The following is an 11205-nucleotide window of genomic DNA, read 5'->3' on the forward strand; positions in this document are numbered from 1 at the left end:
CCCTTTTTGTGATTAAATTTCTCTGAATAACGGTTCAGCACTTTGCAATTTTTCCACTTTTTCTTCCGTTCCGTCCATTGCGTTGATGAAAATGCGGTACGTGTCTTGGTCAATCGTTCCTAAAAATTCATAGCACAGCACTTCTTCGCCGGCATCATTTGTCACAACAGCTAATCGATCCTCCTGAATTTCAACGTTAGAATGGACTGATTTTTTCGCTTCTTCTTTTGTAATAGCAGGTTTCGGCAAATTTCTTTTTTTGTGCGCTGCTAAATAATCACGTCCAGAATAACCTATAATTTCTCCGTTGTCCAACGCTACCTTTAAACGAACTGCATCAGGATATAGACGTACACCTTTGTAATTAGAAACAAATGTGAAAACACCAATGTTGTCATATTGTGCACTCTCATAAAGCTCTAAATCCTTAAATTTTAGCTTTTTCAAAAATTCCGTTGCTCGGTTGGATGCTTCATTTAAGCTGATTTTTTGTTGTTTAATATCTCTGTTGTGCAATAAATAAATTAAATGACCGCCTTTTTTCGTGATATCCATATAAACATCATGTTTATTTCCTTTATCATGCATAGTAATGCTGTAAAACTGAATATTTGATCCTTTACCATTTGTTGTTACATCTACTCGTTCTACATTTTTAGGGGCAAATCGTTTTGCGATTTGTTTTGCTTCTTGCTCTGATATTTCCTTTCCAGTTAATTGTTCAAATCCTTTTTTAGGCTTTTGCAGCGCTGTTGCCGTTGGACCGAAATTAGTTTCGGAATAGCCTTCAACATTTTTTTCTACCGTTTTAAATCCATCAATGATCGTATTGTCCATTTGTTTTTGCCCTGATGCTAGTGCGAGTTCAACATCCATCCAGCGCAGATTGTTTTTTAAGATTAAATGCTGGACGTTTCTCAATTCGTCTTGTATGTCTTTTGCATTTTTATACAATTTTTTTAACGTTTCATATTCTTGATCCGTTAACGGATCTTTGTTTAAATCTCTCACTGCTGTTTGATAACTAAATTTACCAATATTCGACAAAAATTCCTCTGTTTTATTGAAAGGTAAAAGAGTTAACGGAAGCTGGCCGACATCATTGTGCGCTTCCGATGTAATTCTCCAAACTTCCGCCAGCGCCGGTGACAATGATTTTCTTGAATTCATGGCGAGTGTCTCGCCAATTTTGTCATGAAGCTGATCCACTTGATAGGTTAGATCGTGAAAAGCCCGCTGGTAATTGTTTTCTGCATGAATTAATACGGCGTTTTTTTCCTGATGCTCTTTATATCCCCAGTAGCCTGTTCCGATTAAGGCCACTGTAAGCAGCCCGATTAATAATCCTCGAAGCATATTGAATCACCTCACTATTCACAGAATATGTGTTTTCCGATTTTCTTGATTTGCGGCCGCGTCCATATCCATGGGCTTGTTGCTGTATCAGGATTGAAATAATAGAGAGCTTCTTCTGTCGGATCCCACCCGTTAATGGCGTCCATCACCGCTTTTCTCGCTGTTTCATTTGGTGTCAAATATATTTGTCCATCGCTGACAGCTGTAAAAGCACCCGGTTCAAAAATAACACCAGCAACCGTATTTGGAAATGTCGGGCTGTTCAGTCGGTTTAAAATAACTGCCGCAATTGCTACTTGACCAATATAAGGCTCGCCGCGGGCTTCTCCGTAAACGGCATTGGCTAAAAGATTTAAGTCATTTTGTGAAAAGCCTCCAGGCATATTCACCGCCATCGGCTGTACCGATTTCCCTGTTTGTTGTTTATTTTGGGCTGCTTGCTGTTTAGGAGCAGCCTGCTTTTGCCCTTGTCCAGCCTGACCAGCTTGTTGTTTTTTTGGCGGTACATTTTTTGCGAGATTTTTTTCGGTTTGCTTCCGCCATTTTGCGCGCAGCTCCTCAGAAGGCGCTGTTTGGATTTTTAGCGGCACTCCGCCATAATGGGTAAAGTCTCTGCCTTTTCGAATTTGTTCGTGGACAAAAGACTTATAATATTTTGTCGTATTGATAAGCTTTTGTTTTGTTTCAGGACCAACTAAACCATCTACTTCTTTAAGTCCGAAATTATTTTGAAATTTTCTAACTGCCCAATAAGTATTCCATCCATATACCCCATCAATTTTCCCATGATAATATCCGTTATATTGAAGTCTTGCCTGCAGTTCAATGACATCATCACCTGTCGCACCTCTCTGAATCACTTGTTCGCTAAAAGCATGAACATGCAGCTGATTGTTAGAAAGAATAAGAAAAACGATTAAAACAAAAGCGTTTGCGAGCAGATATTTCATGTTTTTTCCCATCATCATGCCTCCTCACTTTATATCGTTACATGTATTTTCTGTAGTAGATGTCATTTTATACAACAAAAAAACCGGCTCATGCCGGTTCAAAAATTTTTTTATCCTGATATTGTTTCGATATTTTGCTTGTATACCATGCGCGCTTTTTTTGCTTTATGAAGCCCAAACCACCATAAAAACACCATAAACGGAGTGACCCAAAACTTCCAGTCTTCATTGGAAAGCAAGATATAATTGTACGTTCCGTGCAAAAGAAACGGAATAACTAGAGAATAAAAGAGCCATCTTTTTTTAAGCCTATCATTCGAAAATTTGCTTTTTCCTAAATAATACCCCATGATGACACCGAACAATGCATGGCTTGGGACTGGAAAAATTGCGCGCCCGAATGCAAACTCCACACCGTTCGCAATTAAATATAAAATATTTTCCAATGTCGCAAAGCCGAGAGAGATGGACACACCATAAACGATTCCATCGTAATGTTCATCAAAATGAAAATGGGAGTAAATTGTAAAATAAAAAATAAACCATTTAAAAAACTCTTCCAATAAACTCGAAGCAAAGAAAGCTTGTAAAAAAGAAGAGGGAAATACATTTTCTGTTTCCAGAACGTATTCAATAAACATAATTGGAAAAACAAGCAGCGCACCGAAAATAAACGTCCGAACAACCATGTAAAGGGGTTCCATTTCATATTGATCCTTCAAATAAAAATATGAAAGTATTGCCAGCCCTGGTGCAATGCCTGCTGTAATAATCGCAATCATAATGACAGCCTCTTTTCTTCTAGTATCTCCTTATTTATGTATAGATTTATTAGAATGTTCCTTTTAAAATAAAACAAAATAAAAGAATGAGAAATGATGATTCATGTAGAGCAGCAGTAAGTTGTTAAAAACATCCTTTTGATAAAATGGTAACATGTATATGACAAAATGAAAATCAAAAATAAGCATGAAAAAATGAAACTTTAATGAAAGGGATAAAAAGATGAAGAAAGTATTGATTTTACATACAGGCGGTACAATTTCAATGCTGGAAGATGAGCAAAGCGGTGCAGTGAGACCAGAAGGGTCCAATCCTCTAACAAATTTTTCATTGAATGCAAACAATGTACAAACAATCGTAAAAGAGCTTTTTAACTTGCCTTCCCCGCATATAACTCCTAAGGAAATGCTGGAAATTAAAAAAGAAATCGAACATCATGCCAAAAATGGAAGCATCGACGGTGTCGTCGTCACTCATGGAACGGATACTTTAGAAGAAACAGCTTATTTTTTAGATTTGACTCTTGACCTTCCCATCCCGGTTGTTGTAACAGGTGCGATGAGGTCAAATAATGAACTCGGATCAGACGGATTATATAATTTATTGATGTCCATAAAAGTTGCTGCTTCCGACGAAGCGAAAAACCTTGGTGTGTTAGTTGTCATGAATGACGAGATTCATACAGCAAAAAACGTCACAAAAACGCATACAAGCAATATCGCTACATTCCAAAGTCCGCAATACGGACCGATCGGTATTGTGAACAAAAAAATTCTGGCATTTCATCACTATCCGTTAAGAAAAGAAACATATAGTATAACGAAAATCACTAAACATGTGCTCCTTTTAAAGGCGTATGCAGGCATGGATGAAAAAATAATGGAAGCAGTTGAAGGACTGAATCCGGATGGAATCGTCATTGAAGCTTTAGGGCAAGGAAATTTGCCGCCGGCTTTAGTCCCCGGCATGAAACGGCTTATTGAGAAGAAAGTGCCGATCGTCATTGTCTCACGATGTTTTAACGGCATTGTGCAGGATGTCTATGATTATCAGGGCGGAGGAAAACATTTAAAACAGCTTGGCGTTATATTTTCGAACGGATTAAACGGGCAAAAAGCTAGAATAAAGCTTTTAGTGGCTTTAGAAAAAACGAGCGATTTAACTGAAATAGAAGAAATGTTTTCGAAATAATAAGCTGTTGTGATGATCAACACAAATTTTACTAAAAAATGTTACAAGTAAAGGGGGTGTCTAATAAGCCGTTTTACGGCTTATTGACGGCCCCATTAATGTGTTAGAAACGTTGATATATCGGTGTTTATAATTTTTTGTTTTCAATGGCGATTTGATTTCTGGACGGCCCCACAACTTATGAAAGCAACAAAATCAAGTAGAGAAAAACGGATTGTTTTTCTCTACTTGATTATTTTCGGGATATCCCTATTTCTTACCTCTAGTCAAGTATTTTTTAGTAAATAATTTGGTTAATATAGATTTTATTTTGGAAGGAAGGGGGACCCCTTCCTTCCAAAATAAATTTTCGCATGACAAATAGACCTCACGATTTCCATTTTTTTCGTCAGGTCTTTGTGATATAATCTTACTTACGATTACTGATGCATTGTTGCCTTTTCGTAATCGTATTTCAGATTATGTGTGATAAGGTGATAAGCCGATTTCAAGAACTTATTCACGCATGCTATGGACGCAACTTTATGAGGTTTCCTCTGGGGTTGCGTTTTTAATTTATCATAATAATCTACAATATGATTTTGTGTGTTTTTCCGTAGTTGGATCATGGTCTGGATCATGTAAAATAGAATCTTTCTAAGTTTGTTATTTCCTCTTTTATTAATCTTGTCTTTATAAAAGGTATTCCCAGATTGATATCTCATAATATCAATACCGACGTAAGCATTCAGTTGTTTATGGTTTTTGAATCGTCGAATATCTCCTAATTCTCCAATTAAACGAACTGCAGTCGTTTCTCCGATTCCTGGAAATGAAATTAAAATCTGATACTCTTGTTTATCTTTCGATAATTTAACCATCTTTTGGACAAGTTGATCTCTTTTCTCCTTCAAGTCTGCAATCCGTTTGGCATAATCCCGCACTTGTTCACAGCGAATATCATCTTTTGAAATTGCTGGATACGCTTCTTTTGCTGCTTCGATTAAAGCGATCCCTTTTTCTTCAGCACGTGCCAATGATAAGTTTTTTCTTGTGTTGGCTTTTAAACGATTACGAATCACTGTTTTTGAACAAACTAACACATGATCCGGATGAGGGTATAATTGAACGACATTCAAAAATAAAGCAGAACGTTTACTGAATAGCTTTTCTAACTCGGGAAAACTCAATTGTAGAATCGCATGTAAACGACTATATAAATGCGTCATTTCACTACTTAATTCATCATAAAATCTCGTCATTGCACGCATTTGTTTATAATATTCCCCTTCTTGATAAGTTTGTTCACGTTCAACTCTAAAGTGAGTTTTCGCAAGTTCATGAGCGTCGCTTTTATCTGTTTTTTGTCTCCTCATTGAAGCCATTTGAATATTCGCTTCGAGTGGGTTAACTCGATAATACATATAACCTTGATCACCTAAGAATCGTTCTAGTGGTTTTGAATATACGCCTGTTGCTTCAAAGACAATATCAGGTGCCTGTGCATCTTTTTGTGTTAAAGATATAAGGGTTTCGTTTAATTTCTCGAAAGAGTAGCGGTTATGGGTTATTTCACCCTCATATTCGCATTGACGATAACGGTCATAAATGACCATTGTACTTTTCCCCATACTGACATCAAATGCCACTACGTGTTTCATATTTTCTGCCTCTCCTTTTTAGCCAAACATAGAAGTTCTTCACATTGCCTTATTGATTCCATTTTCTTATACACGGTCTCTTCGGACCCAACATACTAAACTGATTCAAATAAGGATGTGAAGTTGGTCTGTTTTTAATACGGACTCTATTTGGTCCCAGGGGATGTTCGACCTTCCTTCACTTCTACTATAAAAAAATAGTAGCACAAACCTTGGCCTAGGTCTGTACTACTAATGTTAGTATGTTTTTACACTCTTTTGATAATTTCTTCTGCGATCAATTCCCCGTGAAATCTGCCGTTTTCGATAAAAATCTCATTCGCATCATTTCCAGCTGCGATGACACCGGCTATAAAAATCCCGTTTACATTCGTTTCCATTGTATCGGGATTGTAGTAAGGTCTGCCTGTCTGCTCATCAATAAGTACACCCATTTTTTTCAAAAAGTTATGATCTGGATGGTAGCCAGTCATGGCAAAGACAAAATCACAAGGAATAGTTTTTTCTTCTATTCCGTTCACAATATAACTAATAGAGTCATTTTTAATTTCTTTTACATCTGCCCGAAATTCCATTTTTATATAGCCTTTTTTGATAAGAGAATCAAATTCCGGCAATATCCAAGGCTTAATGCTTGAAGAATACCCGCTTCCTCGGTACAATACAGTTACTCTAGCCCCGGCTTTATAAAGCTCAAGCGCGGCATCAACACTTGAGTTTTTCCCGCCGATCACAACGACATCTTTATCAAAATATGGATGAGCTTCTTTAAAATAATGGAAAACGTGGGGCAGATTTTCGCCTGGAACATTCATGTAATTTGGATTATCATAATAACCTGTAGCAATCACAACAAATGACGCACGATATTTTCCTTTTTCCGTCGTTACCATGAACGTTCCGTCCTGCTGCTTTTCTACCTTCTCTACTTTTTCATATGTATGAATGCGCAAATTTTTTCGCTTCACAACTTCCCGGTAGTAAGCAAGCGCTTGATTGCGGACAGGCTTTCGGTTTTCTGTGATAAATGGGACTCCGCCAATTTCAAGCCTATCTGCTGTGCTGAAAAAGGTTTGATGTGTTGGAAAGCGATAAATGGAATCAACAATATTTCCTTTTTCAAAAACTAAAGGATTTATTCCTTTTTCCTTCAATTCGATCGCAGCCGATAGTCCACATGGACCTCCGCCGACAATGATCACTTTTTCTTCTTGCATCATGATCACTCCTATAGCATTAAGCGGCTGGTGACAAAAGAAAAATTTCCCCTACATTATCATAGGGGAAACTGCAAAACGATGCAAATATTATACCCATCCGCGATATCTGCATGCTTCTGCCATTTTTCTTACGCCTACCATATATGCAGCAAGCCGCATATCTACTCTTCTGTTTTGCGCCGTTTCATATACAGTGTTAAATGCTTTCACCATCATTTTTTCCAATTTTTCTTCCACTTCTTCTTCAGACCAATAGTAGCCCTGATTATTTTGAACCCATTCGAAATAAGAAACCGTTACTCCTCCCGCGCTTGCCAATACGTCAGGCACGAGTAAAATTCCCCGGTCCGTTAAGATTTGAGTGGCTTCAACAGTTGTCGGACCGTTGGCTGCTTCTACGACAATTTGAGCCCGAATATTATGGGCATTTTCTTCTGTAATTTGGTTTTCAATCGCCGCAGGAACTAAAATTTCGCAATCAAGTTCTAACAATTCTTTATTAGTGATCGTATCATTAAACAATTTCGTAACAGTTCCGAAGCTGTCGCGCCGGTCTAATAAATAATCGATGTCTAGTCCGTCTGGATCGTACAGACCGCCGTATGCATCGGAAATACCTACAACTTTTGCTCCGGCATCATGCATAAATTTTGCTAAATAACCGCCTGCATTTCCAAATCCTTGGACAACGACCCTAGCCCCTTGTAAAGAAATTCCACGCTTCTTCGCTGCTTCGCGAATGCAAATGGTCACGCCTTTTGCCGTTGCCGATTCACGGCCATGTGAACCGCCGAGAACGAGAGGCTTGCCGGTAATAAATCCTGGCGAATTAAATTCATCAATCCGGCTGTATTCATCCATCATCCAAGCCATGATTTGCGAGTTCGTAAATACATCAGGTGCAGGTATATCTTTTGTAGGGCCAACAATTTGACTAATTGCCCGAACGTATCCTCTGCTTAATCTTTCTAATTCCCTGAACGACATATCTCTTGGATCACAAACAATTCCACCTTTTCCACCACCGTAAGGCAAATCAATAATTCCGCATTTTAGACTCATCCAAATTGAAAGCGCTTTTACCTCGTTTTCAGTTACATTTGGATGGAAGCGAACGCCTCCTTTTGTAGGTCCTACAGAATCATTATGCTGCGCCCGGTAGCCAGTAAATATTTTAACAGAACCGTCATCCATGCGAACAGGTATTTTCACTGTCAGCATGCGAATCGGCTCTTTTAATAATTCATACACCTCTTCTGGATAACCTAGTTTTCCTAACGCTTTATGTATTACCTTTTGCGTAGCTTTTAGCACATCATGCTTGTCATTGCCTTCGGCTACCATAATAAGTAAACCTCCTATATGTTCTTTAATAATGAAAAGGAAAAGTCCACCTTTCATGACTTAGTATACACCTTCTATAAATTAATTCAATCATTAATTCATAGAAAATAAAGGGATACTGAATTTCTTGTTAAAAAAAGAAAGCGGCAAACCGCTTGTTTTTTATCAAATAAAATACTAAATCTACGCAAAAAAAGCTGATAAAACATCGCTGAAAGGCGATGTTTTGTCAGCCTCAGGAAAAATAGTCATTCAAAAGACGAACAGCGTGATCCTTTATCAATAATTTTCCATATTCATGCAGTCTATGAGTTGTCATATGTGTCGGCGTTCCATATTCCGCTAAAATTGCAACAAGATGCTCCGTTTCAATCTTAGAGATGTCATCAAACAGCAGGTAGTATCGTCCCTGATATGAATATAGCGCGCCTTCTGTTATTTCGAAACGTTGAAGAACTTTTGCAAGATCGAGGACATCTTCGAAATTCAAAAACTCATACAATATATCTTGATGTTCATCCACTTTTACTTGCATTTCAATATAATCATCTAAAAATTCATCTTCAAGTTCTTCATCATTATTTTTGGAAACAATAATCACCATTCCCTGTGCTTTTAGTGAATAAACCTCGACCGCAATCGAACCGTTTGCATGAAAATCGAGTTCTTCACTTGCCTCATTGATCATTTCCCGGAAAAGCTGATGAACTTTTAAAGAGTTGTTCCATAGATCTTCTTTTGTTAAGCCGCGATCCGACAAATCATCTAGAGTCAGGAAAATTTTAATTTTATTATGATTAAGACGCTCGAGCCGCATCTTCTTCCCTCCTGCCGTCAATACATCATACGATATTGTATGTTGATTCTAAAAGATGGTTCTTTAGTTAGTAAACAGTTTACAATTACGAGGGGGTGAAGACAAGCATTTTTACTCACAAATCACATTTTTATTTCGTTTTATAATAGAGATTAATATCGAATTCTTTTTTCATAACAGAAAAAACCTTGTCGCGATTCATCCACTCTTCTTCGCTTTTCCAAAAATCAGTGCTTTTATCAATAATTTCCCATCTAAGCTCATGATATTCTTTTTCCGCTTTTTCTTCTTTCTTTTTAAAATAAACGGCTGTTGAATAGCTGAATGCAATCAGCAAAACGGCGAATAAGTGTGATGATTGAAAAAAATAGAATAAAACAAACAAAAGATCTGTTTCCAATCGTTGATATACGTTGAAATAAATAAACACTATAAAAATAATCACTTCCACAAATGTAATTATTTGCCAAACCAAACATTTCTGTTTATATGTTTCGAATTCTCTTTTACGCTCAATGAGCCCTTGCAGCATATGCTTGGTAGGTTGATCTGTATAGGGCAGATCTTTAATTTGCCTTTCCATTCGTTTAAAATCCCCCAAAGTTTTTTGTACAAGTTATGCATGATCTTTTTCAAATATGAAAATTTTTTAGTTATTGGGGATTATCTAAAGGGATTTTTAAAACTTGTCCGACATAAATGTTGGAATCTTGAAGATGATTCCATTCTCGAATAAGCTCTTCGCCATTTCGGCTTTTATAATACTTCATCGAGATTTTATACAGCGTTTCGTTCGGCTGGACAACATGAGTAATGATGCGTCTGTTCTCTTCCATGTTTCCATCGCTTTCATTTCCAGAAATTTCTTTTCGGGTTTCGTCTCTTGTGCTGTTGGAAGAGGATTGTTCTTCAGTCGTTGGAGAAGCTTCCTGTTCATTCTGATTTCCTTCTTCTTTGTCTGAGTTAGAGGAATTATTTTCTTCCACTCTCTCTTCTTGAACAGACTTCCCGCTATTATTTTTAATAATTACAGAGTCAAAATCTGAAAGATTTTCCCCGCTGCGGTTTGATTGATTTCGTTCCAAATAAGAAGTTAAAAATAAAACAACGACTGGCACTAATATAAAAAGAAAGACGAGAATACGCAAAAGCGGATAGTTCATTTTCTTTTTTTTCTTCCGCCTTTTTTTATGCACTTCACTCCGAGACGGATATGTCCCCGTTCTCTCTTTTATTTCATCAATCATTTTTTCCCTTAAACGCTCAGCTTGGTCATGTTCATACGGACTTGTCATCTTCTTCATCGTCCCTCCCATCGCCTTTACTATTTTTCAAATATTGAAAGCGAATTTGCACTGCCGATACAAAGTCGATAAGAAAATGAGCGAAAATTGTTGTTAAAATATTCTCAGTCAGTTCAAATATCACTCCGAGAAAAAAACTGACGAACAAAACCGTTGCAAATAACAGCCATTTTGAAAGATAACGAAAATGCATGAAGGCAAAGATCAAACTGGCGATAAACAGTCCGAAATGGGTTTGCAGAACCCCGCGAAACAATATTTCTTCCGCAAAAGCAACGATAAGGGTCATCCAAAAAATTTCCGGCAAGCTTCTGTTTTGAAACAGTTTTTCATTGATTCCTCCATCATCGTACCAGCTTTTTGGCGCCCATTTCATAATTACCAAATCAATGAGCAGAACGATAACTGTTGCAAGCAAGCCAACAGCTATCGTTTCCCAACTCAATTCCCATAATTGAAAAAAATCCTCCGCACGGTCAAAAAAAATGAACCCTAAAATAATCGATATAAGAAGAAATAGCGACTGAGTGACCATGAGATGAAATAAAAGCTCTCGATCGGTCATGTTCTTTATCAATTCTTCTTGTCTTTTAATCACGC

At 37.4% G+C, this 11205-nt stretch carries 11 protein-coding genes; 1 reads left to right on the top strand and 10 read right to left on the bottom strand.

What is annotated here, in order from left to right; genetic code table 11:
• Nucleotides 1-12: 12 nt before the first annotated feature.
• The 3 genes from ypeB to prsW all read right to left on the bottom strand — a co-directional run bounded on the left by ypeB (nt 13) and on the right by prsW (nt 3088).
• The gene (gene ypeB / locus NST97_RS06050) at nt 13-1356 is read right to left on the bottom strand and encodes a germination protein YpeB (RefSeq protein ID WP_066251975.1); all 1344 of its coding nucleotides are present in this window, start codon (nt 1354-1356) and stop codon (nt 13-15) included.
• Between the two features lie 14 nt (nt 1357-1370).
• Nucleotides 1371-2324 carry a spore cortex-lytic enzyme gene (sleB, locus tag NST97_RS06055; protein ID WP_094246145.1) on the bottom strand — a complete coding sequence of 318 codons (954 nt, stop codon included), beginning with the start codon at nt 2322-2324 and terminating at the stop codon, nt 1371-1373.
• 92 nt (nt 2325-2416) lie between these two features.
• The gene (prsW, locus tag NST97_RS06060) at nt 2417-3088 is read right to left on the bottom strand and encodes a glutamic-type intramembrane protease PrsW (RefSeq protein ID WP_066251976.1); all 672 of its coding nucleotides are present in this window, start codon (nt 3086-3088) and stop codon (nt 2417-2419) included.
• 223 nt (nt 3089-3311) lie between these two features.
• Between prsW and NST97_RS06065 the strand changes: the two genes are divergently transcribed.
• Nucleotides 3312-4280 (top strand): asparaginase, encoded by a 969-nt coding sequence (locus NST97_RS06065; protein WP_339193011.1) that lies wholly within the window; start codon nt 3312-3314, stop codon nt 4278-4280.
• Between the two features lie 419 nt (nt 4281-4699).
• Here NST97_RS06065 and NST97_RS06070 read toward each other — a convergent pair whose 3' ends face one another.
• The 7 genes from NST97_RS06070 to NST97_RS06100 form a co-directional block, all read right to left on the bottom strand.
• Nucleotides 4700-5920, bottom strand: a complete 1221-nt coding sequence (locus NST97_RS06070) for an IS110 family transposase (RefSeq protein WP_341343032.1) — start codon at nt 5918-5920, stop codon at nt 4700-4702.
• Nucleotides 5921-6168: 248 nt separating this feature from the next.
• On the bottom strand, nt 6169-7137 hold the full coding sequence (locus tag NST97_RS06075) for a YpdA family putative bacillithiol disulfide reductase (protein WP_341343033.1): 969 nt from the start codon (nt 7135-7137) through the stop codon (nt 6169-6171).
• A gap of 90 nt (nt 7138-7227) precedes the next feature.
• On the bottom strand, nt 7228-8484 hold the full coding sequence (locus NST97_RS06080; RefSeq protein ID WP_063388611.1) for a Glu/Leu/Phe/Val family dehydrogenase: 1257 nt from the start codon (nt 8482-8484) through the stop codon (nt 7228-7230).
• A 235-nt stretch (nt 8485-8719) separates the two neighbouring features.
• Nucleotides 8720-9301 (bottom strand): genetic competence negative regulator, encoded by a 582-nt coding sequence (locus NST97_RS06085; RefSeq protein ID WP_063388612.1) that lies wholly within the window; start codon nt 9299-9301, stop codon nt 8720-8722.
• 130 nt (nt 9302-9431) lie between these two features.
• Nucleotides 9432-9884 carry a DUF2663 family protein gene (locus NST97_RS06090; RefSeq protein ID WP_063388613.1) on the bottom strand — a complete coding sequence of 151 codons (453 nt, stop codon included), beginning with the start codon at nt 9882-9884 and terminating at the stop codon, nt 9432-9434.
• Nucleotides 9885-9954: 70 nt separating this feature from the next.
• On the bottom strand, nt 9955-10605 hold the full coding sequence (locus NST97_RS06095) for a LysM peptidoglycan-binding domain-containing protein (protein ID WP_157728008.1): 651 nt from the start codon (nt 10603-10605) through the stop codon (nt 9955-9957).
• Nucleotides 10580-11203, bottom strand: coding sequence for a CPBP family intramembrane glutamic endopeptidase (locus NST97_RS06100; protein ID WP_063388615.1), 624 nt, complete (start codon nt 11201-11203; stop codon nt 10580-10582). Before NST97_RS06100 ends, NST97_RS06095 begins: the two co-directional genes overlap by 26 nt.
• Nucleotides 11204-11205: the final 2 nt, after the last annotated feature.

The sequence above is a fragment of the Aeribacillus sp. FSL K6-1305 genome, from assembly GCF_038050115.1.
GTDB classification, from domain to species: Bacteria; Bacillota; Bacilli; order Bacillales; family Aeribacillaceae; genus Aeribacillus; species Aeribacillus composti.